Below are 25986 nucleotides of genomic sequence, written 5' to 3'. Positions count from 1 at the left end.
AGCGCCCTACTCTACCGGATAATGACAGCCATGAATCCCCTTCTTTCTTTGTTAAAACCTTACCCATTTGAGCGTCTGCGCCAGCTCTTTGCAGACCTCACCCCCAACCCCGCCTACACACCGATCAGCTTGGGGCTGGGCGAACCCCGCCACGCCACGCCAGCCCTGATTCAGCAGGCCATGGTCAAGGCCATTGAGCGCCGACCAAGCGGTCTGGCCAGCTACCCCGCCACCGCGGGAGAGCCAGCACTGCGCGAGGCTTTTGCCAGCTGGCTGCAACGCCGTTATGGTCTCAGCCTCGACCCCACCAGCCAAATGTTGCCGGTGCTGGGCTCGCGCGAAGCCTTGTTTGCCTTGACGCAAACCGTGGTCAACCGCCCGACCCATGCGGCTGAGCCCAAACCGCTGGTGGTGTGCCCCAACCCTTTTTATCAAATCTACGAAGGCGCCGCCCTGCTGGCTGGGGCTGACCCTTATTTTGTGGCCAGTGACCCGGCGCGCAACTTTGCCCCTGACTGGGCTAGCGTGCCTGACGCGGTGTGGGCGCGCACCCAGTTGCTCATCGTCTGCTCGCCCGGCAACCCCACCGGTGCGGTGATGCCGCTGTCAGAGTGGCAGATGCTGTTTGAACTCAGTGACAAGTTTGGCTTTGTGATTGGCTCAGACGAGTGTTACAGCGAGATTTATTTCCGCGACGAACCCCCGCTGGGGGGGCTGGAAGCGGCTGCCAAGCTGGGGCGCACTGACTTTAAAAACCTGATCTCACTCACCAGCCTGTCCAAGCGCAGCAATGTGCCGGGCATGCGCAGTGGCTTTGTGGCCGGTGATGCGGCGCTGATCAAGCCGTTTTTACTCTACCGCACCTACCACGGCAGCGCCATGAGCCCGGTGGTGCAAGCCGCCAGCATCGCCGCCTGGCAAGACGAAGCGCATGTGGTCGACAACCGGGCGCTGTACCGCACCAAGTTTGCCCAGGTCACGCCACTGCTGGCCAGCGTACTGGACGTGGCTTTGCCCGACGCAGGGTTTTATTTGTGGGCGGATGTGGCCGGTGACGACACCGTTTTTGCGCGTGAGCTGTACGCTAACTACAATGTGACGGTGCTGCCGGGCAGCTATTTGGCGCGCACGGCACAAGGGCAAAACCCTGGCTTGGGGCGCATTCGGATGGCTTTGGTGGCAGATACCGCTGAGTGTGTAGAGGCTGCACAACGCATTGTTGAATTTGTTAAAACCCGCGTTTGAAGTCTGGCGCTCTTTGCTGTACCCGCGCAATGGCCGGTTTTGGCGGCCTCCTCATACTGGGGTACCAGAAATCGTCGGCAGCCAAAACCGGCCATTGCGCTAGGCGCTACTGAATGCACCGTCTTATCATTCTTTTTCCACTGAATTACCCTCCAATTTTTATATGACCCAACAACTGCAAACCATTCTTGACAACGCCTGGGAAAACCGTGCCAGCATTTCTGCCGCCTCTGCCCCCAAAGAGGTGGTGGATGCGGTTGAACATGTGATTCAAGCGCTCAACACCGGCCACCTGCGTGTGGCCACGCGCGACGGCGTGGGTCAGTGGACGACGCACCAGTGGATCAAAAAAGCCGTGCTGCTGAGCTTTCGCCTCAATGACAACGAGGTCATCAAAGGCGGCGACCTGGCTTTTTACGACAAAGTGCCCACCAAATTTGCTCACATGACCGCCTCTGGTTTGCAAGCCACCGGCGTGCGCATCGTGCCGCCGGCTGTGGCGCGCCGTGGCAGCTACCTGGCGAAAGGCGTGATCTTGATGCCCTCGTTTGTCAACATTGGCGCGTTTGTCGATGAAGGCACCATGGTGGACACCTGGGCGGCGGTAGGTTCATGTGCGCAGATTGGCAAAAACGTGCATTTGAGCGGCGGTGTCGGCATTGGCGGCGTGCTCGAACCCATGCAGGCCAACCCCACCATCATCGAGGACAACTGCTTCATTGGCGCCCGCTCAGAAATTGTGGAAGGCGTCATCGTGGAGGAAAACTCGGTCATTTCGATGGGCGTCTACATTGGCCAAAGCACCCCCATTTACGACCGTGCCACAGACACGGTGAGTTATGGCCGCATCCCGGCTGGCTCGGTGGTGATCAGCGGCAACCTGCCCAAAGACGGTGGCAAATACAGCCTGTATGCTGCCATCATCGTCAAGCACGTCGACGCCCAAACCCGCGCCAAGACCAGCTTGAACGATTTGTTGCGAGACTAAGCACCGCCCGCCGCGCAGAAGTAAAAACCCAGCGCCTTGGGCAAATGCCCCCTTAAACACACCTTCACCATGGCCACCAGCAATCTCCCATCAGGCACCATGGAGCGCATCTTGCGGCTGATGGCCGACAAGCGCGCCTCAGATGTGTATTTGTCTGCCCACTCCCCGGCCTTGATTCGCATCAACGGCCAGTGCGTGCCAGTCAACAGTCAGGTGTTGCCGCCTGACGCACCCATGAACTTGCTCAGTGAAATTTTGCCGCCTGACCGCATTGAAGAGCTGCAAGACCTGGGTGAACTCAACATGGGCTGGTCTCTGCCCGGCGTGGGGCGCTTTCGCATCAGCGGCATGCGCCAGCGGGGGTCGGTGGCGGCGGTGATTCGCTACATTGCCAATGACATTCCGGCCTTGGCATCGCTCTCATTGCCGCCTATTTTGTCTGACCTGATGTTGGAAAAACGGGGTTTGGTGCTGATGGTGGGCGCCACTGGCGCGGGCAAAAGCACCACCCTGGCCTCGATGATTGACCACCGCAACGCCAGCATGTCTGGCCACATCCTGACCATTGAAGACCCGGTCGAGTATTTATTTAAAAACAAGCGAGCAATCGTCAACCAGCGTGAAGTGGGCAGCGACACCCAGTCCACCCAAATTGCCCTGAAAAACGCCCTGCGCCAAGCGCCTGACGTGATTTTTATCGGTGAAATTCGCGACCGCGAAACCATGACCGCGGCCATTGCCTATTCGCAAACCGGTCACCTGTGCCTGGCCACCATGCACGCCAACAACAGCTACCAGGCGCTCAACCGGATTTTGTCGTTTTACCCAGTGGAAGTGCGCCAAACCATGCTGGGCGACCTGGCCAGTGCGCTCAAAGCCATCATTTCCCAGCGCCTGCTGCGCACCATTGCCGACACTCGCGCGCCCGCGGTCGAGATCATGATGAACACCAAGCTGGTGGCCGAAATGATCGAAAAGGGCAACTTCTCAGGCATTTTGGATGCCATGGAAAACGCCATGGCCGAAGGCAGCCAAACCTTTGAGCAAGACATTGCCCGCCTCATCACTGCGGGCATGGTCGACCGCAAAGAAGGCCTGGCCAACGCCGACTCGCCCACCAACCTGATGTGGCGGCTGCAAAACGACTTTGCCGCGCGTGCCAAAGCGCAATCGCAGGTCAAGGCAGAAGACCCCGACGACCAACCCACTTTCACCGAAATCACGCTTGACATCGACCACCAGGCCTAGCCCCTTATGACCCCTACCCTCACGCTGGCCAAACAACTCATTGCCTGCCGCTCTGAAACCCCGCAAGATGCTCAATGCCAGCAACTCATTGCCCAGCGCTTGAGCGCCATTGGCTTCCAGCACCACACCCTCAGCAGCGGCCCGGCCGATGGCGTGGTCACAAATTTATGGTCAAAAAGGCCTGCAACGCTTATAGATAGTGCGCGAACAGCTACAAAAATAATTGTGTTTGCTGGCCATACCGATGTCGTGCCCACCGGCCCCTTAGGGCAATGGGACAGCGCCCCGTTCACTCCCACCGAGCGCGATGGCAAGCTCTTTGGTCGGGGTGCAGCCGACATGAAAACATCGCTGGCAGCGTTTGTGGTGGCCACCGAGCGGTTTGTGGCAGCCCACCCGGCCACACCTTTGTCGATTGGTTTTTTACTCACCAGCGACGAAGAAGGTCCGGCGCTGGACGGCACCGTCAAAGTCTGCGAGTGGCTGACCCAGCAGGGCGAACGGCTTGACTACTGCATTGTGGGCGAACCCACCTCGGTGACCCGCACCGGTGACATGATCAAAAACGGCCGCCGCGGCACCTTGAGCGGCAAGCTCACAGTCAAAGGCGTGCAAGGCCACATTGCCTACCCGCACCTGGCCAAAAACCCCATTCACATGCTGACCCCCGCGCTGGCTGAGCTGGTGGGCATGCGCTGGGACGAGGGCAACGCCTTTTTTCCCCCCACCTCCTGGCAGGTCAGCAACATCCATGGCGGCACCGGCGCCAGCAATGTCATTCCTGGCAGTGTGGTGGTGGACTTCAACTTCCGCTTTTCCACCGAGTCCAGCCCCGAGTCTTTGCAACAACGCTTGCAAGCCGTGCTAGACCGCTTTGAGCTGGCTTACGACCTGACCTGGACGCTAGGTGGACGGCCATTTTTAACCACTCCTGGCACCCTGGTCAAAGCGGTGGTCGCAGCCATTGAAACCGAAGTCGGCATCACCCCGGAGCTCTCCACCAGCGGCGGCACCTCTGATGGCCGCTTCATTGCCAACATCTGCCCTGAAGTGATCGAGTTGGGCCCCCCCAACGCCAGCATCCACAAGGTCAACGAGCACATTGCCCTGACCGACATCGAGCCCCTGACCCGCATCTACCAGCGCGTGCTGCAAAACCTGCATGAGCAACTGACCCCATGACCCTGCTTGAACTCATTCAAACCAGCGCGCAGCAGCTTGAAGCAGCTGGGGTTAGTTTTGGCCACGGCACCACCAACGCTTTTGACGAGGCCGCCTGGCTCGTGCTGTGGCAACTGGGCTTGCCATTGGATACACCGCTTGAGGGTGAAAGTTCAATGGCAAATCGGCCTGTAGCCCAGGCAGAACAAGCGCAGGTAGCTACACTTTTAGATGCACGCATCAGCACCCGCAAACCAGCCGCCTACCTCACCCACGAGGCCTGGTTGCAAGGGGTGGCGTTTTATGTGGACGAGCGCACCATCGTGCCGCGCTCGCTGATAGCCGAAGTGCTGATGGAAGGCAGTTTGGACTATTGGCTCAACGAAGACACCCACCGCGTGCTGGACCTGTGCACCGGCAACGGCAGCCTGGCAGTGATTGCCGCCATGGTCTACCCCGATGTCAAAGTGCAGGCCAGCGACATCAGCGTCGAGGCGCTGGAAGTGGCTCGCATCAACATCGACCGCCATGGCCTGCATGAGCGCATCACCCTGCGCCAGTGCGACGGCATCCCCACCATGGGCAGCCATTACGACCTGATTTTGTGCAACCCACCCTACGTCAACGCCCAAAGCATGGCCGCCCTGCCACCCGAATTCCAAGCCGAGCCGGCACTGGCGCTGGACGGCAACACGGCCGGCGGCAGCGACGGCATGGACTTCATTCGCCAGCTGTTGCACGACGCCCCGGCGCAAATGACGCCTGACGCGGTGCTGGTGTTAGAAATTGGCCATGAGCGCAACCACTTCGAGGCCGCTTTTCCAAGGCTTGAGGTGATCTGGCTGGAAACCAGCGCGGGTGAAGACCAGGTGCTGCTGGTCACCCGAGAGGCGCTGCTGGCCTTGGCGGACTGAAGTCCGCCCTACACCATTTGGTGAGTAGCCCAACCCATGACATTGCCCTATCGCCTGATCTTGCCAAACCTTCGAACACTGCCATCGTCCCTTGACATTGCCGTATCTTCAAACTTTGGTATCGACCCCTGACCACCCCCTTTGTCTAACTTTGTCATCGCTCCCTGTAGGGCAGGTTTCAACCCGCCATGACTGATTAAAACCAAAAGCCACACTTGATTACCTTAAAAAACATCACCCTGCGCCGCGGCGCCAAAGTCTTGCTCGACGGCGCATCTGTCACCCTCAACCCCGGCGAAAAAGTGGGGCTGGTGGGGCGCAATGGCGCTGGCAAATCCAGCTTGTTTGCGCTGTTCAACGGCAACCTGCACGAAGACGGTGGCGAATATTTCATTCCCGCCCAATGGCGCATGGGTCAGGTGGCGCAAGACATGCCCGAAACCGAGCAGTCCGCCACCGACTTTGTGGTCGATGGCGACACCACCTTGCTGGCCGCCCAGCAAGAAGTCACCGCCGCCGAGGCCACCGAAGACTATGACCGCATGGCACACGCCTACATGGCGCTGCAAGATGCAGGTGCGCACGATGCACCCGCACGGGCACAGGCGCTGATTCAAGGCCTGGGCTTCAAAACCACCGAACTCACCAATCCAGTCAACAGCTTCTCGGGCGGCTGGCGCATGCGCTTGCAACTCGCCCGCGCGCTGATGTGCCCGAGCGACTTGCTGCTGCTGGACGAACCCACCAACCACCTGGACTTGGACGCGCTGGTCTGGCTAGAAGCCTGGCTGAAAAAGTACGAAGGCACGATGATTGTCATCAGCCATGACCGCGAGTTTCTGGATGCCATTACCAACGTCACCCTGCACATCGACACAGCCAAATTGGTGCGCTACGGCGGCAACTACAGCAAGTTCGAGGACATGCGCGCTGAAAAAATGGAGCTGCAACAAGCCGCCTATTCCAAACAGCAAGACAAGATTGCCCACTTAAAGAAGTTCATTGACCGTTTCAAAGCCAAAGCCAGCAAGGCCAAACAGGCGCAAAGCCGCGTCAAGGCGCTGGACCGCATGGAGAAAATCGGTCCATTGCTGTCCGAGGCCGACTTCACCTTCGAATTCAAGGAACCGGCCAACCTGCCCAACCCCATGTTGTCGATGAGTGGGGTGAGTTTTGGCTACCCAGCGCCCGATGACGCACCCGAGGGCACGCCGCCCACGGTGATTGTGCGCAACGTCAGCAAGTCGGTACTGGCCGGCCAACGCATTGGCATTTTGGGTGCCAACGGCCAGGGCAAATCCACCGTGGTGAAAACCATTGCACGTGACCTGCAAGCCATCGGCGGTGACATCACTGAGGGCAAAGGCTTGAACATTGGCTACTTTGCCCAGCAAGAGCTCGACGTGCTGCGCCCTGACGAAACCCCGCTGGAGCACATGATTCGGCTGGTCAAAGACCTGACCGCTGCGGGCAAGATCATCGGTCAACAAACCCGCGAGCAAGACCTGCGCAGCTTTCTGGGAACCTTCAACTTCAGTGGCGACATGGTCAAGCAGGCCGTGGGCAGCATGAGCGGCGGTGAAAAAGCCCGGCTGGTGCTGTGCATGATCGTCTGGCAGCGCCCCAACCTGCTGCTGCTAGACGAGCCCACCAACCACCTGGACCTGGCCACCCGCGAAGCGCTGGCCATGGCGCTCAATGAGTTTGAAGGCACCGTGATGCTGGTCAGCCATGACCGGGCGTTGCTCAGATCGGTGTGTGACGAGTTCTGGATGGTGTCACGCGGTGGGGTTGACCCGTTTGATGGCGACCTGGACGACTACCAGCGTTATCTGCTGGATGAAGCCAAACGCCAGCGAGAGGCCATTCGCGAAGCCAGCAACGCGGCAGCCAAGGCCGAGCGCAAAGCCCAGGCCGAGGCGCTGGCAGCGACGTCCAAGGTCAAAGCCAAACCTGCGCCTACCGGGTCACTTAAACGCAAGCTCGCAGACATCGAAACTCGCATGGCGGCGCTGCAAGCGGAGGGCACGCAACTGGAAGGCCACCTGTGCCAAACACCCCCACCCGCTGACTTTGCCAACCAAGGCAAACGGCTCAAGCAAGTCAATGAAGAAATTCAGGCTCTCGAAGAGCAGTGGCTCGATTTGTCTGCCCAACTCGAAACTAACTGAAACGGTGCTCAATCGACCACGGGCGCATGAAACTTGAAACATCAACAGGTCTGATGTGCTGGCATGTGTCAACACTAGAATTTGGCCATTTAAAACGGGAGTTTGTATGATTTTGGTCACTGGTGGCGCTGGCTTTATTGGCGCAAATTTTGTGTTGGACTGGTTGGCTCTGCATGACGAACCGGTCATCAACCTTGACAAACTCACCTATGCCGGCAACCCCGAGACCCTGCAAAGCCTGCAAGGCAACCCGCTGCACACGCTGGTGCAAGGTGACATTGGCGACGTGGCACTGGTCTCTCAACTGCTGAAAACGCATCAACCGCGCGCTGTCATCAACTTTGCAGCTGAAAGCCATGTAGACCGCTCCATCCACGGCCCTGGTGAATTCATCCAAACCAACATTGTGGGCACGTTCAACCTGCTTGAATCAGTGCGAAGCTACTGGCAAAGCCTGCCCGACGAGCCGGCCAAGCAAGCAGCTAGTTCGGGCGCAACCGCCACCTCGGCAATGCCTACCTCAGCCATGCCAGGCAAGCTAACCAAAGCCTCTTTCCGCTTTCTGCATGTCTCTACCGACGAGGTGTATGGCAGCCTGGCCAAAGACGACCCAGCCTTTACTGAGCGCAACCATATCGAGCCCAACAGCCCCTACAGCGCCAGCAAAGCAGCCAGCGACCACCTGGTGCGCGCCTGGCACCACACCTACGGCCTGCCGGTGCTCACCACCAATTGCTCCAACAACTACGGCCCCTACCACTTTCCTGAAAAACTCATCCCGCTGCTGATCGTCAACGCCCTGGCTGGCAAGCCGCTGCCGGTGTATGGCGACGGTCAGCAGATTCGTGACTGGCTTTTTGTGAAAGACCACTGCAGCGCCATCCGCCGCGTGCTGGAAGCCGGCCGCCTGGGCGAAACCTACAACGTGGGCGGCTGGAACGAAAAAGCCAACCTGGACATCGTTCACACCGTCTGTGCACTGCTCGACGAGTTGCGTCCACGCACTGACGGCAAGCCCTACCAAGACCAAATCACTTTCGTCACCGACCGCCCCGGCCACGACCGCCGCTACGCCATCGACGCCCGCAAGCTCGAGAGCGAGCTTGGCTGGAGGCCCACCGAGACCTTTGAGACCGGCATCCGCAAAACCGTGCAGTGGTACCTGGACAACCCCGAGTGGGTGGCGCATGTGCAAAGCGGCGCTTACCGGGATTGGGTGCAAAAGCAGTACACCTGAAGACCCTCATGCGACTCACACCAGATCAACTCAACGCGATCCGATCTGCCAGCATTGCGGCGTTCAGCTCAAACGTGGGGGTTTGGTTGTTCGGATCCCGCGTGCATGACGATAAAAAGGGTGGTGATATCGACCTGCTGGTGCGACCCGATCAGGCAGCGGGTGATGGTCTTTTCTCGAGAAAAATACGCTTTCTCACCGAGCTGGAACGCCGTTTAGGCGAGCGCAAAATTGACGTTGTGATTGAAACCCCAAACGACACGCGCCCGATTGTCAACGTGGCCCACACCACAGGCTTGCGAATCGTATGAAAGACTCTCCCAACATGCTGGCTTTAAGCCAAAGCCTGGAGCAGTGCCAGCGGCATGCAGATGCCCTCAATGAAGCGCTGGATGACATCCGCTTGCATGTGTTCACCCCAGACACCATGGAGACATTGTCCAAACTCGACCGGCGCTTGCTCGATCAGTTTGCTTACCGATACACCCGCTTGCAAGACGACATGGGTGCGCGCTTGATGCCTGCTGTCCTGCGTGCGCTGGGCGAAGAAGTTGCTGCCATGCCAGCCATTGATCGCTTTGCGCGACTGGAGCAACTTGACTATTTGGCCAGTGCAGATGAGTGGAACGCCATGCGTCAAATTCGCAACCAATTTGCCCACGACTACCCGGATTCAACGCAGGAGCGTTTTGAACGGCTGATGGCCGCCATCGGTGCAGCCAAACAGGTCGTTGCAACGCTGGAACACATAGCGGCAAAACTCGAACACCGTTTTGGAAAATGATGAAACCAAAAATCCTCCTCCTCGGCAAAAACGGCCAAGTCGGCTGGGAACTGCAGCGCAGCTTGGCGCCTTTGGGCGAACTCATTGCGCTTGATCGCCACAGCACCGCATATTGCGGCGACCTGAGCAATTTGGCAGGTCTGGCTAACACGGTTCAAGCCATTCGGCCAGACGTCATCGTCAACGCGGCTGCCCACACTGCTGTCGACAAGGCAGAAAGCGAGCATGATCTGGCGCGCACCCTCAACACCCTGGCCCCCGAAGTGCTGGCGCGTGAGGCCGCCACACTGGGTGCCTGGCTGGTGCACTACAGCACCGACTACGTCTTTGACGGCAGTGGCGACACGCCCTGGACAGAAACAGATGCCACTGGCCCCTTGAGTGTGTACGGTGCCAGCAAGCTCGAAGGCGAACGGCTGATTGCACAGCATTGCCCGCGTCACCTGATTTTCAGAACCAGCTGGGTCTATGCCGCACGTGGTGGCAACTTTGCCAAAACCATGCTGCGCTTGGCGCAAGAGCGCGACAAACTCACTGTCATCAACGACCAGTTTGGCGCACCCACCGGCGCCGATTTGATTGCAGACATCACCGCCCATGCCATCCGCCAAGTCACGCAAGAACAGGTCAATACCACCCAACGAGCCGGCATCTACCACCTGGTCGCCAGTGGCCAAACCACCTGGTTTGACTATGCAAAACACGTTCTAGCCCAAGCAGAAATTGTGCAACCAGCTATTAAATTAAAAGTAACCGAAGTGTTGCCCGTGCGCACCAGCGCCTTCCCCACACCTGCCAAGCGCCCGCACAACTCGCGCCTGAACACCCATAAACTGCAAATCACCTTCAACCTAACCCTGCCGCCCTGGCAAGCTGGGGTGAACCGCATGCTGGCTGAAATTATTTAACACTCAACGGACTCCGCATGACAAATCAAACAACTAGACGCAAAGGCATCATCCTCGCTGGCGGCTCCGGCACTCGGCTTTACCCTGTGACCCAAGCGGTCAGCAAGCAGCTGATGCCGGTGTATGACAAGCCAATGATTTACTACCCCTTAAGCACCCTGATGCTCGCAGGCATCCGCGAGGTGTTGATCATCTCCACGCCGCAAGACACGCCGCGCTTTGCAGATTTATTGGGTGATGGCAGCCGCTGGGGCATGAATATCAGCTACGCAGTGCAACCCAGCCCGGACGGCCTGGCGCAAGCCTTCATCATTGGCCGTGACTTTGTGGCTGGCCAACCCAGCGCTCTGGTGCTGGGCGACAACATCTTTTACGGCCACGATCTGGTCAAACAACTGGCCCACGCCAACGCCCGTCAAACCGGTGCCAGCGTGTTTGCCTACCATGTGACCGACCCCGAGCGTTACGGTGTGGTGGCGTTCGATGCGCAAAAACGCGCCATCAGCATCGAAGAAAAACCCAAGCAACCCAAAAGCAACTACGCCGTCACCGGCCTGTATTTTTACGACAGCCAGGTGTGCGACATTGCCGCCAACATCAAGCCATCTGCCCGTGGCGAGCTTGAAATCACCGATGTCAACCGCGTTTACCTTGAAAAAGGTCAGCTCAGCGTCGAGATAATGGGTCGTGGCTACGCCTGGCTCGACACTGGCACCCACGACAGCCTGCTGGAAGCTGCCAGCTTTATTGCCACCCTGCAAAAACGTCAGGGCCTGCAAGTGGCCTGCCCGGAAGAAATCGCCTTTGGTCAAAAATGGATTGACGCTGCCCAAGTGCAAAAACTGGCCGCACCGTTGGCTAAAAACGGCTATGGGCAATATTTGCTGGGTTTACTGAAATAGGCTTGCCCCGCCCTTTGATAAAACAACCACCATGCCCTATACCGTTACCCCCACCACACTGCCCGAAGTTTTGATCCTTGAACCCAAAGTCTTCGGCGATGCGCGTGGCTTTTTCTTCGAGAGCTTCAACGCGCGCGACTTCGCCCAGGCCACCGGCCTGGCTGTGCAGTTTGTGCAAGACAACCACAGCAAATCTGCCAAAGGCGTGCTGCGTGGTCTGCACTACCAAATCAAGCACCCCCAAGGCAAGCTGGTGCGCGTGACCCAAGGTGAGGTGTTTGACGTGGCAGTAGACCTGCGCCGCAGTTCCTCCACTTTTGGCCAATGGGCTGGCGTGATGCTGTCTGCAGACAACAAACGCCAACTCTGGGTGCCACCAGGCTTTGCTCACGGCTTTTTAGTCACCAGCGAGAGTGCCGAGTTTTTGTACAAAACCACCGACTATTACCATCCAGAGTTTGAACGCAGCTTGCTGTGGAATGACCCGAGGGTGGGCATTAAGTGGCCGCTGCAAACCGAACCACTGTTGGCGGCCAAGGACAAGGCCGCGACAACTCTGGTCGAAGCCGAAGTATTTCCGTAACAACGAAACACACCCGCAACCGGCCAACTGCGATCCCAGCATCAATAAAAAAACCCGCTTGAAGCGGGTTTTTTTGCTACAACATGACAGCGAGTCACATCACCCCATGTGCAAACCACCGTTGACCGAGAACTCGGCACCCGTGGCATAACCGCCTTCATCAGACGCCAGCCAGGCGATGATGGAGGCAATCTCTGAGGGCTCACCGAGGCGCTTGACTGGCACAGTGCCAATGATTTTGTCGAGCACTTCTTGGCGAATGGCTTTGACCATGTCGGTGCCAATGTAGCCCGGGCTCACGGTGTTGACCGTGACGCCTTTGGTGGCCAGCTCTTGTGCCAAGGCCATGGAAAAGCCGTGCATGCCAGCTTTGGCCGCTGAGTAGTTGGTTTGACCCGCTTGACCCTTGACACCGTTCACGCTGGAAATGTTAATGATGCGACCCCAGCCTTTTTCAACCATATCGCCCACCACTTGCTTGGTGACGTTGAACATGGAGTTGAGGTTGGTTTCGATCACAGCGTCCCAGTCTTCACGGCTCATCTTCAGGAACATGCGGTCACGAGTGATACCGGCGTTGTTGACCAGCAGGTCAATCGTGCCGTGCTCGGCCTTGGCTTTGGTGAAGGCTTCCACGGTGGAGTCCCAATCGCCCACATTGCCCGCTGACGCGTAAAACGTGTAGCCCAGGGCGGCTTGTTCGGCCAGCCACTTGGCGTAATCACGGGTTGGACCGCAGCCGGCGATGACCTTGAAACCTTCTTTGCTCAAACGTTGGCAGATGGCGGTTCCGATGCCACCCATGCCACCGGTGACGTATGCTACTTTTTGACTCATGCAATGCTCCTCTTTGTTAAATTGAAATGATAACGGCTGGCTTAGCGCTCAATGGTTAGGGCAACCCCCATGCCGCCACCAATACACAAGCTGGCAATGCCTTTTTTGGCGTCGCGGCGTTGCATTTCGTGCAGCAAGGTCACCAAAATGCGGCAACCGGACGCACCAATGGGGTGGCCAATGGCAATGGCACCGCCATTGACATTGATCTTGCTGGTGTCCCAGCCCATTTCCTGGTTCACAGCACAGGCTTGGGCGGCAAAAGCTTCGTTAATTTCCATCAGGTCGAGGTCAGCAGCGCTCCAGCCGGCGCGTGCCAAGGCTTTGCGTGAGGCTGACACCGGGCCCATGCCCATGATGGCGGGGTCCAAACCACTGGTGGCAAAGCTGGCAATGCGCCCCATGGGGGTCAAGCCCAGGGAGGCTGCTTTTTTGGCAGTCATCACCATCACGGCAGCGGCGCCGTCGTTGATGCCAGAGGCGTTACCAGCAGTCACGCTACCGGCTTTGTCAAACGCGGGGCGCAGGCCTGCCAAGGCTTCGGCATTCGTTTTGCGGTTCAAAAATTCGTCGGTATTGAACACCAGCGGGTCACCCTTGCGTTGGGGGATCAGGATGTCGATGATTTCGTCTTTGAACTTACCCGCGTCTTGGGCTGCAGCGGCTTTGAGTTGGCTGTTCAAAGCCAAGGCGTCTTGCATTTCACGGGTGATGCCGTATTGCTTGTTGACGTTTTCAGCAGTCACACCCATGTGGTAGTTGTTGTAAACGTCCCACAAGCCGTCGTTGATCATGGTGTCGACCATTTTCCAGTCGCCCATGCGCATGCCGTCGCGTGAGCCGTTCAGCACGTGCGGTGCGGCGCTCATGTTTTCTTGACCGCCGGCGATGACGATGTCGCTGTCACCAGTGGCTACAGCTTGGTAAGCCAGCGCCACAGCCTTCAAGCCAGAGCCACACACGCAGTTGACGGTGAGCGCAGGGGCTTCTTTGGCAATGCCAGCCTTGAGCAAGGCTTGGCGCGCCGGGTTTTGACCCAAACCTGCCGTGAGCACGTTGCCCATGATGACTTCACCAATTTGGTCAGCACCGACACCGGTTTTGGCCAGAATGGACTTGATGACGGCGGCACCCAGGTCAGGTGCCGGAATTTTGGCCAATGAGCCACCAAACTTGCCCACTGCTGTGCGTGCTGCTGAAACGATAACGATCTCTTCCATGTTGTCTCCTGTGACTTAGATAAAAAAACTGACTAAAAAATTATGCTTTGGCTTTGACGTAGCTGCCTGGTGCCGGCTCGATGACCTTGTATTTGCCCTTGCCGTAGGTTTTAGGTGCGGCAATTTGCTTGCCTGCCTGGCTGGCAAGCCAGTTGGACCAATCCGTCCACCAACTGCCTTTGTGCTCAGTGGCACCCGCCACCCATTGGTCGATGCTGGCTGGCAGTTGGCCGTCTTCACGCGTCCAATGGCTGCGTTTGCCCTTGGCAGGCGGGTTGATCACACCGGCAATGTGACCCGATGCACCCATGACAAAACGCTTTTTGCCTGGCAAATATTGCGTAGACGCATAAGCACCGCCAATCGGCACGATGTGGTCTTCACGCGAGCCATAGATGTAGACCGGCATGTCCACCAGGTTCAAGTCGATTTGTTCACCGCACACCGTGGCTTGGCCGGGCTTGGTCAAGCGGTTTTCAAGGTAGGTGTTGCGCAGGTACCAGGCGTAAAAAGGGCCAGGCAGATTGGTGCTGTCGCTATTCCAGTAAAGCAGGTCAAACGGGGGTGGGGTTTCACCCTTGAGGTAGTTGCCCACCACATAGTTCCACACCAAGTCATTGGGGCGCAAGAAGCTGAACGTCATGGCCAGGTCTTTGCCCTTCATCAGGCCGCCGGCACCCATTTCTTTCTCGCGGTAAGCCACAAAGGCTTCGTCAATGAACACGTCAAGCACGCCGGTGTCAGCAAAGTCGAGCATCGAGGTCAGGAAGGTGGCGCTGGCCACGGGTTTCTCACCACGCGCGGCCAACACCGCCAAGGCTGAGCCCAACATGGTGCCGCCCACGCAAAAGCCCAAGGCGTTGATGGTTTTGGCGGCAGTGATGTCTTGGGTCACGTGGATGGCTTTGATGACCGCATCTTCCACGTAGTTGTCCCACGTGGCTTTGGCCAGCGACGCATCGGGGTTGCGCCAGCTCACCACAAAGGTGCGGTGCCCTTGCTCAGAGGCATAGCGAATGAGCGAGTTATCAGGCTGCAGGTCAAGAATGTAAAACTTGTTGATGCAAGGAGGCACCAACAAAAACGGTTTTTCATAGACCTTGTCGGTCAAGGGTTTGTATTCGATGAGCTGAAAGTAATCGTTTTGGAACACCACGGCGCCTTCGGTGGTGGCCACGTTTTTGCCAACCTCAAACACACTCTCATCGGTCATGGAGACATGGCCTTGCTGAATGTCGTGCAGCAGGTTTTGAATGCCCTTGGCAAGGCTTTCGCCTTGGGTGTCGAGGGCTTTCTTTTGTGCTTCGGCGTTGAGTGCCAAGAAATTACTGGGGGCGGCGGCGGCCGTCATTTGCTCAACGGCAAATTGAATGCGGGCACGGGTTTTGGCATCGGTCTCAACCGCGGTGACCATGTCGGTCAGGGTTTTGGCATTGAGCAAATACGCCGCCGCAGTGAAAGAAGCCAGCGGGTTGGCGGCCCAGGCCTCACTTGCGAAACGCCGGTCATTGACCTTGGGCGCACCTTGCAAACATTGGCTCCACAGCTCCGTGGCGGCAGCCATGTACTGCTGCTGCAACGTTTGCAGTTTTTCAGGTGAAAACTTGATGTCTGGGGGGGCGGAGGTGGTGGGCGCCATCAGCTTGGTGCTGACCGAGCCGATGTCCATGTTTTGAAATGACGCAAAAGTCTTGCTCAGACTCTCGGTCATGGTTTGCTGAAATTGCTGGGCGGTTTGAAGCCAAAGTTCCTGCGCGTTGTCTGCCATGCTGTCCCCTCTCGTAGGTATTGTTTCGTGAGTCAGGGTAGTATCTTATGGAAAGCCCTTCGAAATGCTGACAGTTTTCCCCGACCTTTTGCAAATAATTTCATGTACATCGTTCCCATTGCCTGGCTTTACGTGGCTGTCATGATGGCTGTGGCGGAAGCCACCAACACCACCGGCACAGTGCTCGGTGGTGTCATCACCTTTGTGTTGTATGGCTTGTTGCCAGTGGTTTTGGTGGTGTATGTGATGGGGGCGCCGGCACGCAAACGTGCCATCAAGGCCAAAGAAAAAGCCGAGTGGCTGGCGGCGCAAAATGAAACCCGCTCAACGCTCAAGCCAGATGCTGCAGCCCAAGCGCCCACTGACCCGGTCACGCCGGTGCGAGAAAAACCTTGAGGCGTTGCCCACGGTGCACCAGGCTGCGCTACTGTCGTTGCCATCAATCTGGGTAAGTCCCAAAGCCTGCAGTCGCAAACGCGCCATTCCGGCCAGATCTGCCAGCCATTTCCCATGGGGCAGCGGCACAAAGCAACTGGCTGCATTGGCGTGCTGCAACACGCATGCCGCACGCACTTCAGACCCCACCTCAAAAGCTTTTGGGCCAATGCACGGCCCTAACCAAGCTATTATTTCAGTAGCTTCTTGCGCTCTATTCATATGCGCTAGAGCACTAAAAGCCTTGTAAGTTTGCGCCAGCACCCCCACCCCATCCTGCCCAGCCAAACCACGCCAGCCAGCATGTGCTGCGGCAACGGCGCGGCCGTCACGGGTGGTCAAAAGCACCGGCAGGCAATCGGCCACCATGATGGTGCAGGCCAGCTGGCGTTGATCGGTCAAGCAGGCGTCGGCCACCGTGCCGTCAGGTGTGTGGTGGTTGAGTTGAACCACATCGCAGCCATGCACCTGGTTCAAAAACACCGGGCGCGCGCCCAAGGCAGATTGCAACGCAGCGCGGTTGGCTGCCACATGCGCGGGGTTGTCGCCCACATGGTCGCCCAGGTTGAAACTGTCATATGGCGCGGCCGACACACCGCCTGAGCGCGTGGTGCAGACGGCGCGAACATGTGCCGGTGCCGGCCAGTCTGGCCTCAACCAATCAGCGTGCATGGGCAAGAAGCTTTAGGCAAAGGCGTGAATCTTGTCGTAAGCCGCCCACAGCTTGTGGTGCATTTCGCAGCCCTCCAGCGCCAGGCCAGGCGCGCTCAAGCCCATGAAGCGGTCTTCTTGCATGATGAGCGCGTGGGCTTGCGCCAGCGGGCCGGCACCATAGAGCAGCGCCAGCGTGTCAAGGTAGGGTCCGCTGTCGCCCATGTCGGCCAGGCGAATCAGGTTTTGGATGCAGGCGTAAACGCGTTTGCGCTCGGGGTTACATTGGTCAAAGTTCAAAATCCATTCACAGCCTTCCAATGTGGCTGCCTCGTCGCCCACGGCCAACGCCAGCAAGGTTTTGAGCTCGCCCAGGCGCAAGTCGCTCCAAAAGCTGCCCGCATCTGCCGCCAGGCCAATCAACCCCGCTACCGGGCGATGGTCAGCCAGGTTGCTGTCGTTGAGGGTGTCAAGCAAGTCTTCGCATTCTTCATCGTCCAGATCAGACAGGTTCAAGATCGCCTCGCGGATCGGGTTGGCAATACTGTTGTTCTCAAACTCCAAGTCGTCCACCGGGTAAATTTCTGACAAGCCCGGCACCAGCACGCGGCAGGTGTACACGCCCAACTGGGTGAAGTCAGCCACGTAGACCTGGTGGCCATCTTGGTGCAGGCGGTTCAGGCAAAAAGCGTAGTCTTCAGCGGTGCTGGTGGCAAAGTTCCAGTCGGCAAACTCAAAGTCGGGTTCGTCGCCCAAAAACTTCCAGTGAATGACACCACTGGAGTCGACAAAGTGGATTTCGATGTTGGTCGAGCTGGCGGTTTCTTCCAGATCAAACCCCGGCGCGGGAAAGCCTGCCAAGGCATCCAACGCGCGCCCCTGCAGCAGCTCGGTCAGTGCCCGCTCCAGCGCCACTTCAAAACGCGGGTGTGCGCCAAAGCTGGCAAAGCAACCTTGGTCGACTGGGTTAAGCAAGGTGACGTTCATCACCGGGTATTGGCCGCCCAACGAAGCATCTTTCACCAAAATGCCGAAACCGGCTTCGCGCAGCGCGGCAATGCCTCGAACAATGCGCGGGTAACGCGCCAGCACAGCCTCGGGCACATCCGGCAAACACAGGCCTTCGCTGATGATGCGGGCTTTGATAGAGCGTTCAAAAATCTCAGACAAGGCTTGCGTGCGCGCCTCCATGGGCGTGTTGCCCGCCGACATGCCGTTGCTCACAAACAGGTTGCCAATGATGTTGACCGGGAAATACACCGTTTGCTGGTCGCTTTGGCGCACATAAGGCAAGGCGCAAATACCGCGCTCAGTGGCGCCGGAGTTGAAGTCCACCAGGCTGCTGGCATCAATGCTGCCCTCGGGGTTGTAGAGCTGATGCAGCTCAGGGGTCAATAGCTCTTGAGGCCAGGACTCATCTGCAGGCACAGCAAACCAGCGCTCTTGCGGAAAATGCACGTGACTGCGTTGCGCCACCTCAGCGCCCAGGTAAAAGTGGGTCCAGAAATAGTGTGTGGACAAGCGTTCAAAAAACTCGCCCAAGGCGCTGGCCAGACAGGCCAGGCGGGTGGCGCCCTTGCCGTTGGTGAACAGCAGCGGGCAGTCGCGGTCGCGGATGTGCACCGACCAGATGCCTTCGACCGGGTTGAGCCAGCTGCGCTCTTCAATGTGAAAGCCCAGCGCCTGCAATTTGCCCTGCAGGGTTTGAATGGTGGTCTCAAGGGCGGCATCTTTGCCAGGGATAAAAGTAGTGTGCGTCATCGCCCCAGCATACCTCATGGCTCAAGGGTGTTGGTGAACCCGCTAGACTTCACGCCATTGATTCACACACCCATTTGGAGACGATTGATGATTTTGGAGCTTGCCGATTTTTCTATCCAGCCCAGCCAAAACGCCGCTTTTGAAGCCGCCATGACGCTGGGCTTGACCACCGTGATTGCCCAAGCCAAAGGGTTTGAGGGCTACAAGCTCAACCACGGCATTGAAAACCCCAACCGTTATGTGTTGCAAATTTTCTGGACCACGTTGGAAGACCACACCGTGGGTTTTCGGGGCTCACCCGCGTTTACCCAATGGCGCGCCATTGTGGGACCGTTTTTTGCCACGCCACCGGTGGTGGAGCATTTCAATTTGGTCGCCAAGTCCAAATAAAAGCGCCGTTCATCCCCACCGCCCCCCAACATGCATCGCCCGCCCCTGAAACACTGCCGCAGCTGCGGCACCGCCGTGGTCTACCGCCTGCCCGATGATGGCGACACCAAGCAGCGCGCCGTGTGCCCCGCCTGCCACACCGTGCACTACGAAAACCCCTTGAATGTGGTGGGCACCATTCCGGTGTGGGGCGACAAAGTGCTGCTGTGCAAGCGCAACATTGAGCCCCGTTTTGGCAAGTGGACGCTGCCGGCGGGTTTCATGGAGCTCCATGAAACGGTCAGCGAAGGCGCCGCCCGCGAAACCGTTGAAGAAGCCGGGGCGCAATTTGAAATGGGCGAATTTTTCTCCCTGGTCAACATTCCCCGTGTGGGGCAAGTGCACATGTTTTACCGCGCCCAGTTGCTCAGCGACCAATTTGCGCCCGGCTTTGAAACCATCGAAGCCCGCTTGTTTGATGAGCAAGACATCCCGTGGGACGAGATTGCCTTTAAAACCGTGGCAGAAACCCTGAAGCATTTTTTTGCCGACCGTCGCGCAGGTCACTACCGCACCCATGTCCTTGACATTCAGTAACTTCTGGCCAAGCCTCAAACTGCCGAGCCGGGTTGAGTTCTGGAGTTACCGTGTGGGCGCTTACTTGCTGCTCAATGTGCTGGACGACCCCGCTTGGCTGGCCTTGATGTTTTGCTAAAGGCTGGTTTATCCCCCTCTGGCTTGAATAGATGGCGCGCCCAGCAAGCTTAAAAGTTATGTATGTTTTTGGCCTCTAGCCCTTATCAAATAAGCGCAAGCAGCTCTTCTTTTTAATATTACCCCCTGCCCTATGTTGCCTTGCTATGTGCTGCTAGACCTTGAAACCACGGGCGGCAATGCCACGCGTGACCGCATCACCGAAATCGCCGCGGTGCGCATGGAAGGCGGCCTGGAAGTGGCGCGCTGGAGCACGCTGGTCAACCCTGAGGCACCTATTTCAGGCTTCATTGAGCAGCTGACCGGCATCAGCAACGCCATGGGGGCCAACGCCCCTTGCTTTGGCGACGTGGCCAACCAACTGATGACGCTGCTCAAAGGTGCCGTGCTGGTGGCGCACAACGTGCGGTTTGACCATGGCTTTTTGCTGCATGAGTTTGAGCGCGCGGGCACCCCGTTGCGCATCAAAACCCTGTGCACGGTGCGCTTGTCTCGGCTGCTTTACCCCCAATTCAAAAGCCATGGGCTCGATGCCATCATGCAGCGCCACGGCATCAACACCAGCGCCCGGCACCGCGCCATGGGCGATGTGGAAGTAATGCAGAGCTGGCTCACGCAAGCACAAGCCGAGCTGGGCGCAGACACGGTGCAGCGCCACGCCCAAACCCTGCTGCAAAGCAGTGCGGCGCTGCCGCCCCAGCTGGAAACGCCAGTGGCCGACATTCCCGACACACCCGGGGTGTACCTGTTTTACGGCGAGAGCAAACTGCCGCTGTATGTGGGCAAAAGCATCAAGCTGCGCAGCCGCATCATGTCGCACTTTCAGGCAGCGGGGCGCAACCCGCGCGAAATGCGCATTGCGCAAGACATTCGCCGCATTGAATGGCAGCCCACCGCTGGCGAGCTGGGTGCGCTGCTGCTGGAGGCGCGCTTGGTGAAAGAACTTCAACCCCTGCACAACCGCCAATTGCGCCGCGAATCGGCCTTGTGTGCCTGGCGGCTCGATGCCAACCCAGCCGCTCGCCCCCTGCTGACCCTGGTGCGCGGCAAAGACCTGCAGCCGCAAGCCTTTGGCTCACTTTACGGCCCTTACCGCTCCAAAAACCAGGCCTTGCTGCACCTGCGCGAGCTGGCGCAAGCGCAAGGGCTGTGCCTGCAAGCGCTGGGGCTTGAGTCTGGCAAGGGGCGCTGTTTTGGCCACCAAACCGGGCACTGCCAAGGCGTGTGCTGCGGCGAAGAAGCGCCACAGCGCCACCACTTGCGCCTGCAACTGGCCTTGACCAGCCACAAACTGCAGGTCTGGCCTTACGCTGGCGTGGTAGGACTGCGAGAGCATGACCCACGCACCGAGCGCACCGACATCCACCTGTTTGACCAATGGTGCCACTTGGCCACCGTGCATTCAGATGACGAGTTGGCAGACGCCCTGCACACCCGCACCCACGCCGCCCTAGCGTTTGACCTGGACACCTATCGCCTGGCGTTAAAACACTTGGCACCCGGCAGCCGCAGTGGGGTGCAGCGGGTGCTGCTGGGGTGAACTGAGGGGAAAGCAGTCAATCAAGCAGCCGCATCGGCTGCGGGGCAAAGCTGTGGTTCAAGGGGCCGCTGCCGTGGCCGGTCTTCACCTGGGCACCGGCTTGCAAGGCGTACCGCACAAACTGGTGCGCGCTTTGAACCGCTTGCGGCAAGTCTGCCCCCAGCGCCAGGTAAGCGGCAATGGCGCTGGACAGCGTGCACCCGGTGCCATGGGTGTTGGCCGTGTGAATGCGCGGGGCTTGCAGCCACAGCGGCGCGGCGTGGGGTTGCAGCAGCACATCTGCCACGGTGTTGCCAGCCAAATGCCCGCCTTTGAGCAGCACCGCACGCGCACCGCGCGCCAGCAGTTCAGCACCGGCCTGCGCCATGTCTTGCGGGGTGTGCAGCGCACGCCCCACCAGCAACGCCGCCTCGTCCAGATTGGGCGTGATCAACAAGGCACGGGGAAACAGCTCGGCCACCAGCACCGCCACGGCGCCGTCGTCCATCAGCTTGGCACCGCTGGTGGCGACCATCACCGGGTCAAACACCACGCGCTGCAGCTGGTGGCGGTCGATGGCTAGGGCTACGGTGCGCACAATGTCAGGCGAGTGCAGCATGCCCACCTTGACGGCGTCTGCGCCAATGTCTTCCAACACCGCGTCGATTTGGTCGCGCAGCATCTCAGGCGGCACGGCGTGAATGCGGCGCACGCCACAGGTATTTTGGGCGGTGATCGCGGTGATGGCGGTCATGCCAAAACAACCCAACGCACTGAAGGTTTTTATGTCAGCCTGAATGCCGGCACCGCCGCCGCTGTCAGACCCGGCAATGGTTAAGACTCTGGGGTAGCGCAAGTTTCTCTCAAAAGTCATAGCTGCTCACGCTTATTCCACGGGCGCTATGGCCCTATTTTTCTTGTAAAGTGCACCAATGAAGCGGATGCCAGCCAGGCACTTAAGCCGTTGCCAACGTGCGCCAAACGGTTTTGCCTTTGCTTTCTTTGTCAATTTGCAGCAACACCGCTTCGTGCTCGGCCAGCTCTTGCTCGGTGGCGGTAATCACGGGCAGCACAAAGCCGCTCAAGTCCATGGCGGCGGGTTTGTGGCCGCTGGCGTCAAGGGCACTGGCGTCGTCCATCAGCAGCGCATCTTGGCCGCGGGTGAGGTTGATGTAAACGTCGGCCAGCAGCTCGGCGTCGAGCAGCGCGCCATGCAGGGTGCGGCCCGAGTTATCAACTTCAAGTCGGTCACACAGCGCGTCGAGTGAATTGCGTTTGCCGGGGTACAGCTCTTTGGCCATGACCAGGGTGTCGGTCACGCTGGCCACCACGTCTTTCACGGGCGGCTGGCCCAGCAGCGCCAGCTCCATGTTCAAAAAACCCAAATCAAACGGCGCGTTGTGAATGACCACATGCGCGCCCTTCAGGTATTCCAACAGGTCTTGGGCAATCTCGGCAAACTTGGGCTTGTCTTGCAAAAATTCGCTGGTGATGCCGTGCACCTTGAGCGCTTCTTCGTGGCTGTCGCGCCCAGGGTTGACGTAAATGTGGCGGTTGTTGCCGGTGAGCTTGCGGTGCAGCATCTCGACACAGCCAATCTCAATGATGCGATCGCCGTTGTCTGCCGCCAGGCCGGTGGTTTCGGTGTCTAGAAATATTTGGCGCATGGCGCGGTTTCTCGCAGGCTCAGTGGTTTTCTTTGGCGTGGTTGATGCTGTATTTGGGGATTTCTATCACCAAATTTTTCTGCGCCAGAAGAGCCTGACAGCTCAGACGCGAGTTGGGTTGCAGACCCCAGGCGCGATCGAGCAAATCGTCTTCTTCTTCCTCGCTGGGCGCCAGCGACTCAAAGCCTTCTTTGACGATCACATGACATGTGGTGCAGGCGCAACTCATCTCACAGGCGTGCTCGATGTTGATGTGGTGCTCCAGCAAGGCTTCGCAAATGGAGGTGCCAGCGGGAGCAGACACTTCTGCGCCTTGCGGGCAGTATTCGGCATGGGGCAGGATTTTGATGACGGGCATGGTGCGTGGTGGGGTCGGTTAAATCGTGGCAATGTTCTGACCAGCCAGGGCTTTCTGGATGCCGCGGTTCATGCGCAGAGCGGCAAAGGCTTCGGTGGCTTTGGCCAGGGTTTGGGTGGCGGCCTCAATTTCTTGCGCTTGGGAGCTGTCGCAAATGCTGCGCAACAGACGCACTTGGCGCTCAATTTCGCTGCGCTGCGCTGCGTCCAACAGATCGCCATCGGCCTCCAAGGCGTTCAAGGTGGCCAGCATGGTGCGGTCGGCATCGACCCGGGCTTCGACCACGGCACGCACATGCATGTCGTGTTCAGCGGTGGCAAAACTCTCTTGCAGCATGTGGGCAATTTGGTCGTCGGCCAGGCCGTAAGAGGGCTTGACGGCAATTTCAGCCTCGACACCACTGCCTTGCTCACGCGCCGACACGCTCAACAGCCCATCGGCATCGATGGTGAAGGTGACGCGAATGCGCGCTGCCCCCGCCGCCATGGGCGGTATGCCGCGCAGGGTGAAGCGCGCCAAGCTGCGGCAGTCAGCCACCAGGTCGCGCTCGCCTTGCACCACATGCAGCGCCAGCGCGGTTTGGCCGTCCATGTAGGTGGTGAAGTCTTGGGCACGGGCGCAGGGGATGGTTTCGTTGCGCTGCACGATGCGCTCGGCCAGGCCACCCATGGTTTCAATGCCCAGTGAGAGCGGTATCACATCCAGCAGCAGCAACTCGCCGCCTGGGTTGTTGCCAGCGAGTTGGTTGGCCTGAATGGCAGCACCCAGCGCCACCACTTCGTCGGGGTTGAGGTTGGTCAAAGGGGTTTGGCCAAAGAAATCACCCACGGCTTTTTGGACGTGGGGCATGCGTGTGGAGCCGCCCACCATGACCACGCCTTTGATGTCGGCCACGGACAGTTTGGCATCGCGCAACACCTTGCGCACGGCGTTCAGGGTACGGGCGGTCAAGCCTTGAGTGGCAGACTCGAAGTCTGAGCACTTCACATCAAAATTGACTCTAGCCCAGGTGGATGTTGCATCGAACGCTGCACAATCAGTAGCAGATAAACACTCTTTGCAGTTTTTGGCCACAGCTTTCAGGGTAGCCTTGTCGGTAGGGCTGGCGCTGTCCATGGAGCCTGAGCCGGTTTGCGTCAGCACCCAGTCGGCCAGCGCGTGGTCGTAATCATCACCCCCCAAAGCCGAGTCGCCACCGGTGGCTACCACTTCAAACACACCTTGTGTCAGGCGCAAGATAGAGATGTCAAAGGTGCCGCCACCCAGATCGTAAATGGCATACACACCCTCTGAGGCGTTGTCCAGCCCGTAAGCAATGGCCGCTGCCGTGGGCTCGTTGATGAGGCGCAACACGTTCAGGCCCGCCAATTGCGCGGCGTCTTTGGTGGCTTGGCGCTGGGCATCGTCAAAATACGCCGGCACGGTGATGACGGCGCCATACAGGTCGGCATTGAAGGTGTCTTCAGCGCGGTAGCGCAGCGTGGCCAAAATGTCAGCGCTCACCTCTACCGGAGATTTTTCGCCCTGCACCGTAGCAATGCCCAGCATGCCGGGGTGGTCGACAAACTGGTAAGGCAACTTGCCCGCCAGCGCCACATCTTTCAAACCACGCCCCATGAAGCGCTTGACCGAGGCAATGGTGTTTTCAGGGTCCAGGGCAGCGTGCGCCAGCGCCTCGTCACCGATTTGACGGCCACCACCGGGCAAGTAACGCACGACCGAGGGCAAGATCACCCGGCCTGCGGCGTCCGGCAAGCACTCGCTCACGCCATGGCGCACGCACGCCACCAGCGAATGGGTGGTGCCCAGGTCGATGCCTACCGCAATGCGCCGCTCATGCGGGTTGGGCGTTTGCCCGGGTTCGGAAATTTGAAGTAAAGCCATGCTGAGTGTTGATGCAAAGTGCGCCGCAAAATGCGCACACAGATTGATTAAAGTTCAAGTTGATCTAGCCGTGCGTTGACATCGGCCGCAAAGCGCTCCAAAAACATCAGCGCCCTGACCTGCCCCACAGCGCCGCTGTAGTCTTGCGACTGATCCAGAAGTTGCTCTATTTTAGAGAGCACCTCACACACAGCCTGCTTGCACTGGCGGCTGATTTCTTCTAAATCTTGTAGCGTGCTGGCATCGTCCAGCGCTTCACGCCATGCCATTTGCTGCATCAAAAATGCCGCAGGCATGGCGGTGTTGTTTTCGGCATTGACCGGCGCGCCATGCAGCTCGCACAGGTAGGCGGCGCGTTTGAGCGGGTCTTTCAGGCGCTGGTAGGCCTCGTTGATGCGCACCGACCATTGCATGGCCAAGCGCTGCGCCGCAGACCCCTGGTCAGCAAATTTGTCTGGGTGCATTTGGCGCTGCAAGTCTTTCCAGCGTGCATCCAGCACCGCCCGGTCTTGCGCAAAGCCTTGCGCCAGACCAAACAGCTCAAAGTCGTTGGATTGGAGAGATTTCATGATCTTTTCGTGATTAAAAGCGTAGCGAGCGGATGTCAGGCTAGGCGCCCGGAGCGCAGAAACCGGAACGTACTTCGGTACGTGAGGATTTCG

The 25986-nt window shown here is 58.6% G+C and carries 27 protein-coding genes; 17 read left to right on the top strand and 10 right to left on the bottom strand.

Going from position 1 to position 25986, the window contains the following annotated elements:
- The first annotated feature begins 30 nt into the window (after positions 1-30).
- From dapC to rfbC, 12 genes are all read left to right on the top strand, one after another.
- A complete protein-coding gene (gene dapC / locus PHT20_RS03670) occupies positions 31-1245 on the top strand; it encodes a succinyldiaminopimelate transaminase (protein WP_301019481.1) in 1215 nt (404 codons plus the stop codon).
- Between the two features lie 163 nt (positions 1246-1408).
- A complete protein-coding gene (gene dapD / locus PHT20_RS03665; protein ID WP_301019480.1) occupies positions 1409-2233 on the top strand; it encodes a 2,3,4,5-tetrahydropyridine-2,6-dicarboxylate N-succinyltransferase in 825 nt (274 codons plus the stop codon).
- A 69-nt stretch (positions 2234-2302) separates the two neighbouring features.
- On the top strand, positions 2303-3481 hold the full coding sequence (locus PHT20_RS03660) for a PilT/PilU family type 4a pilus ATPase (RefSeq protein WP_301019479.1): 1179 nt from the start codon (positions 2303-2305) through the stop codon (positions 3479-3481).
- 6 nt (positions 3482-3487) lie between these two features.
- A complete protein-coding gene (gene dapE / locus PHT20_RS03655; RefSeq protein WP_301019478.1) occupies positions 3488-4663 on the top strand; it encodes a succinyl-diaminopimelate desuccinylase in 1176 nt (391 codons plus the stop codon).
- On the top strand, positions 4660-5556 hold the full coding sequence (gene prmB / locus PHT20_RS03650; RefSeq protein WP_301019477.1) for a 50S ribosomal protein L3 N(5)-glutamine methyltransferase: 897 nt from the start codon (positions 4660-4662) through the stop codon (positions 5554-5556). The genes dapE and prmB overlap by 4 nt, the downstream gene beginning before the upstream one ends.
- Before the next feature lie 215 nt (positions 5557-5771).
- Positions 5772-7727, top strand: a complete 1956-nt coding sequence (locus tag PHT20_RS03645; protein WP_301019476.1) for an ATP-binding cassette domain-containing protein — start codon at positions 5772-5774, stop codon at positions 7725-7727.
- Positions 7728-7833: 106 nt separating this feature from the next.
- Positions 7834-8964, top strand: coding sequence for a dTDP-glucose 4,6-dehydratase (gene rfbB / locus PHT20_RS03640; protein ID WP_301019475.1), 1131 nt, complete (start codon positions 7834-7836; stop codon positions 8962-8964).
- A gap of 8 nt (positions 8965-8972) precedes the next feature.
- On the top strand, positions 8973-9275 hold the full coding sequence (locus PHT20_RS03635; protein WP_301019474.1) for a nucleotidyltransferase domain-containing protein: 303 nt from the start codon (positions 8973-8975) through the stop codon (positions 9273-9275).
- Complete coding sequence (locus PHT20_RS03630; protein ID WP_301019473.1) at positions 9272-9748, top strand: hypothetical protein; 477 nt, start codon at positions 9272-9274, stop codon at positions 9746-9748. The genes PHT20_RS03635 and PHT20_RS03630 overlap by 4 nt, the downstream gene beginning before the upstream one ends.
- On the top strand, positions 9748-10656 hold the full coding sequence (gene rfbD / locus PHT20_RS03625; protein WP_301019472.1) for a dTDP-4-dehydrorhamnose reductase: 909 nt from the start codon (positions 9748-9750) through the stop codon (positions 10654-10656). The genes PHT20_RS03630 and rfbD overlap by 1 nt, the downstream gene beginning before the upstream one ends.
- Before the next feature lie 17 nt (positions 10657-10673).
- Positions 10674-11558: a glucose-1-phosphate thymidylyltransferase RfbA gene (gene rfbA / locus PHT20_RS03620; protein WP_301019471.1), complete on the top strand. Its 885-nt coding sequence runs from the start codon at positions 10674-10676 to the stop codon at positions 11556-11558.
- Positions 11559-11589: 31 nt separating this feature from the next.
- Positions 11590-12141: a dTDP-4-dehydrorhamnose 3,5-epimerase gene (gene rfbC / locus PHT20_RS03615; RefSeq protein WP_301019470.1), complete on the top strand. Its 552-nt coding sequence runs from the start codon at positions 11590-11592 to the stop codon at positions 12139-12141.
- Between the two features lie 99 nt (positions 12142-12240).
- On the opposite strand, the gene phbB is transcribed toward rfbC, so the two are convergent.
- Genes phbB through phaC form a run of 3 tightly spaced genes read right to left on the bottom strand, consistent with a single transcriptional unit; the run spans position 12241 to position 15966 of the window.
- Positions 12241-12978, bottom strand: a complete 738-nt coding sequence (gene phbB, locus PHT20_RS03610) for an acetoacetyl-CoA reductase (protein ID WP_300081145.1) — start codon at positions 12976-12978, stop codon at positions 12241-12243.
- A 41-nt stretch (positions 12979-13019) separates the two neighbouring features.
- Positions 13020-14198: an acetyl-CoA C-acetyltransferase gene (locus PHT20_RS03605; RefSeq protein ID WP_301019469.1), complete on the bottom strand. Its 1179-nt coding sequence runs from the start codon at positions 14196-14198 to the stop codon at positions 13020-13022.
- Positions 14199-14238: 40 nt separating this feature from the next.
- Positions 14239-15966, bottom strand: a complete 1728-nt coding sequence (gene phaC, locus PHT20_RS03600) for a class I poly(R)-hydroxyalkanoic acid synthase (RefSeq protein ID WP_301019468.1) — start codon at positions 15964-15966, stop codon at positions 14239-14241.
- Between the two features lie 102 nt (positions 15967-16068).
- Here phaC and PHT20_RS03595 point away from each other — a divergent pair, with 102 nt between their 5' ends.
- On the top strand, positions 16069-16362 hold the full coding sequence (locus PHT20_RS03595) for a hypothetical protein (protein ID WP_301019467.1): 294 nt from the start codon (positions 16069-16071) through the stop codon (positions 16360-16362).
- Here PHT20_RS03595 and pgeF read toward each other — a convergent pair.
- Entirely contained in the window at positions 16291-17073 is a 783-nt protein-coding gene (gene pgeF, locus PHT20_RS03590) for a peptidoglycan editing factor PgeF (RefSeq protein WP_301019466.1), read from the bottom strand. The genes PHT20_RS03595 and pgeF overlap by 72 nt on opposite strands.
- Before the next feature lie 12 nt (positions 17074-17085).
- On the bottom strand, positions 17086-18813 hold the full coding sequence (ycaO, locus tag PHT20_RS03585) for a 30S ribosomal protein S12 methylthiotransferase accessory factor YcaO (protein ID WP_301019465.1): 1728 nt from the start codon (positions 18811-18813) through the stop codon (positions 17086-17088).
- 87 nt (positions 18814-18900) lie between these two features.
- Between ycaO and PHT20_RS03580 the strand changes: the two genes are divergently transcribed.
- The 4 genes from PHT20_RS03580 (at position 18901) to PHT20_RS03565 (ending at position 21436) form a co-directional block, all read left to right on the top strand.
- Positions 18901-19203 carry an antibiotic biosynthesis monooxygenase gene (locus tag PHT20_RS03580; protein ID WP_301019464.1) on the top strand — a complete coding sequence of 101 codons (303 nt, stop codon included), beginning with the start codon at positions 18901-18903 and terminating at the stop codon, positions 19201-19203.
- Positions 19204-19233: 30 nt separating this feature from the next.
- Positions 19234-19779: an NUDIX hydrolase gene (locus tag PHT20_RS03575; RefSeq protein WP_300081166.1), complete on the top strand. Its 546-nt coding sequence runs from the start codon at positions 19234-19236 to the stop codon at positions 19777-19779.
- Positions 19760-19897, top strand: coding sequence for a hypothetical protein (locus PHT20_RS03570; RefSeq protein WP_301019463.1), 138 nt, complete (start codon positions 19760-19762; stop codon positions 19895-19897). The genes PHT20_RS03575 and PHT20_RS03570 overlap by 20 nt, the downstream gene beginning before the upstream one ends.
- 132 nt (positions 19898-20029) lie before the next feature.
- A complete protein-coding gene (locus PHT20_RS03565; RefSeq protein WP_301019462.1) occupies positions 20030-21436 on the top strand; it encodes a 3'-5' exonuclease family protein in 1407 nt (468 codons plus the stop codon).
- A gap of 16 nt (positions 21437-21452) precedes the next feature.
- Here the strand turns inward: PHT20_RS03565 and thiD are convergent, their stop codons facing one another.
- From thiD to hscB, 5 genes are all read right to left on the bottom strand, one after another.
- Positions 21453-22289, bottom strand: coding sequence for a bifunctional hydroxymethylpyrimidine kinase/phosphomethylpyrimidine kinase (thiD, locus tag PHT20_RS03560; RefSeq protein WP_301019461.1), 837 nt, complete (start codon positions 22287-22289; stop codon positions 21453-21455).
- An 82-nt stretch (positions 22290-22371) separates the two neighbouring features.
- Positions 22372-23082 carry a DNA polymerase III subunit epsilon gene (gene dnaQ / locus PHT20_RS03555; RefSeq protein WP_301019460.1) on the bottom strand — a complete coding sequence of 237 codons (711 nt, stop codon included), beginning with the start codon at positions 23080-23082 and terminating at the stop codon, positions 22372-22374.
- Between the two features lie 19 nt (positions 23083-23101).
- Positions 23102-23440 carry an ISC system 2Fe-2S type ferredoxin gene (gene fdx, locus PHT20_RS03550; RefSeq protein ID WP_301019459.1) on the bottom strand — a complete coding sequence of 113 codons (339 nt, stop codon included), beginning with the start codon at positions 23438-23440 and terminating at the stop codon, positions 23102-23104.
- Between the two features lie 18 nt (positions 23441-23458).
- Entirely contained in the window at positions 23459-25324 is a 1866-nt protein-coding gene (gene hscA, locus PHT20_RS03545; protein WP_301019458.1) for a Fe-S protein assembly chaperone HscA, read from the bottom strand.
- A 47-nt stretch (positions 25325-25371) separates the two neighbouring features.
- A complete protein-coding gene (gene hscB / locus PHT20_RS03540; protein WP_301019457.1) occupies positions 25372-25893 on the bottom strand; it encodes a Fe-S protein assembly co-chaperone HscB in 522 nt (173 codons plus the stop codon).
- Positions 25894-25986: the final 93 nt, after the last annotated feature.

Source organism: Rhodoferax sp., assembly GCF_028715765.1.
GTDB lineage: Bacteria > Pseudomonadota > Gammaproteobacteria > Burkholderiales > Burkholderiaceae_C > Rhodoferax.
The sequence above is the reverse complement of the archived record's forward strand: the minus strand, read 5'-3'. Positions and strand labels throughout refer to the sequence as shown.

Bases quoted from the DNA above. Each gene is read 5' to 3' on its own strand.
- dapC (WP_301019481.1), top strand. From the start codon at position 31: ATGAATCCCCTTCTTTCTTTGTTAAAACCTTACCCATTTGAGCGTCTG.
- dapD (WP_301019480.1), top strand. From the start codon at position 1,409: ATGACCCAACAACTGCAAACCATTCTTGACAACGCCTGGGAAAACCGT.
- PHT20_RS03660 (WP_301019479.1), top strand. From the start codon at position 2,303: ATGGCCACCAGCAATCTCCCATCAGGCACCATGGAGCGCATCTTGCGG.
- dapE (WP_301019478.1), top strand. From the start codon at position 3,488: ATGACCCCTACCCTCACGCTGGCCAAACAACTCATTGCCTGCCGCTCT.
- prmB (WP_301019477.1), top strand. From the start codon at position 4,660: ATGACCCTGCTTGAACTCATTCAAACCAGCGCGCAGCAGCTTGAAGCA.
- rfbB (WP_301019475.1), top strand. From the start codon at position 7,834: ATGATTTTGGTCACTGGTGGCGCTGGCTTTATTGGCGCAAATTTTGTG.
- PHT20_RS03635 (WP_301019474.1), top strand. From the start codon at position 8,973: ATGCGACTCACACCAGATCAACTCAACGCGATCCGATCTGCCAGCATT.
- PHT20_RS03630 (WP_301019473.1), top strand. From the start codon at position 9,272: ATGAAAGACTCTCCCAACATGCTGGCTTTAAGCCAAAGCCTGGAGCAG.
- rfbD (WP_301019472.1), top strand. From the start codon at position 9,748: ATGAAACCAAAAATCCTCCTCCTCGGCAAAAACGGCCAAGTCGGCTGG.
- rfbA (WP_301019471.1), top strand. From the start codon at position 10,674: ATGACAAATCAAACAACTAGACGCAAAGGCATCATCCTCGCTGGCGGC.
- rfbC (WP_301019470.1), top strand. From the start codon at position 11,590: ATGCCCTATACCGTTACCCCCACCACACTGCCCGAAGTTTTGATCCTT.
- phbB (WP_300081145.1), bottom strand. From the start codon at position 12,978: ATGAGTCAAAAAGTAGCATACGTCACCGGTGGCATGGGTGGCATCGGA.
- PHT20_RS03605 (WP_301019469.1), bottom strand. From the start codon at position 14,198: ATGGAAGAGATCGTTATCGTTTCAGCAGCACGCACAGCAGTGGGCAAG.
- phaC (WP_301019468.1), bottom strand. From the start codon at position 15,966: ATGGCAGACAACGCGCAGGAACTTTGGCTTCAAACCGCCCAGCAATTT.
- PHT20_RS03595 (WP_301019467.1), top strand. From the start codon at position 16,069: ATGTACATCGTTCCCATTGCCTGGCTTTACGTGGCTGTCATGATGGCT.
- pgeF (WP_301019466.1), bottom strand. From the start codon at position 17,073: ATGCACGCTGATTGGTTGAGGCCAGACTGGCCGGCACCGGCACATGTT.
- ycaO (WP_301019465.1), bottom strand. From the start codon at position 18,813: ATGACGCACACTACTTTTATCCCTGGCAAAGATGCCGCCCTTGAGACC.
- PHT20_RS03580 (WP_301019464.1), top strand. From the start codon at position 18,901: ATGATTTTGGAGCTTGCCGATTTTTCTATCCAGCCCAGCCAAAACGCC.
- PHT20_RS03575 (WP_300081166.1), top strand. From the start codon at position 19,234: ATGCATCGCCCGCCCCTGAAACACTGCCGCAGCTGCGGCACCGCCGTG.
- PHT20_RS03570 (WP_301019463.1), top strand. From the start codon at position 19,760: ATGTCCTTGACATTCAGTAACTTCTGGCCAAGCCTCAAACTGCCGAGC.
- PHT20_RS03565 (WP_301019462.1), top strand. From the start codon at position 20,030: ATGTTGCCTTGCTATGTGCTGCTAGACCTTGAAACCACGGGCGGCAAT.
- thiD (WP_301019461.1), bottom strand. From the start codon at position 22,289: ATGACTTTTGAGAGAAACTTGCGCTACCCCAGAGTCTTAACCATTGCC.
- dnaQ (WP_301019460.1), bottom strand. From the start codon at position 23,082: ATGCGCCAAATATTTCTAGACACCGAAACCACCGGCCTGGCGGCAGAC.
- fdx (WP_301019459.1), bottom strand. From the start codon at position 23,440: ATGCCCGTCATCAAAATCCTGCCCCATGCCGAATACTGCCCGCAAGGC.
- hscA (WP_301019458.1), bottom strand. From the start codon at position 25,324: ATGGCTTTACTTCAAATTTCCGAACCCGGGCAAACGCCCAACCCGCAT.
- hscB (WP_301019457.1), bottom strand. From the start codon at position 25,893: ATGAAATCTCTCCAATCCAACGACTTTGAGCTGTTTGGTCTGGCGCAA.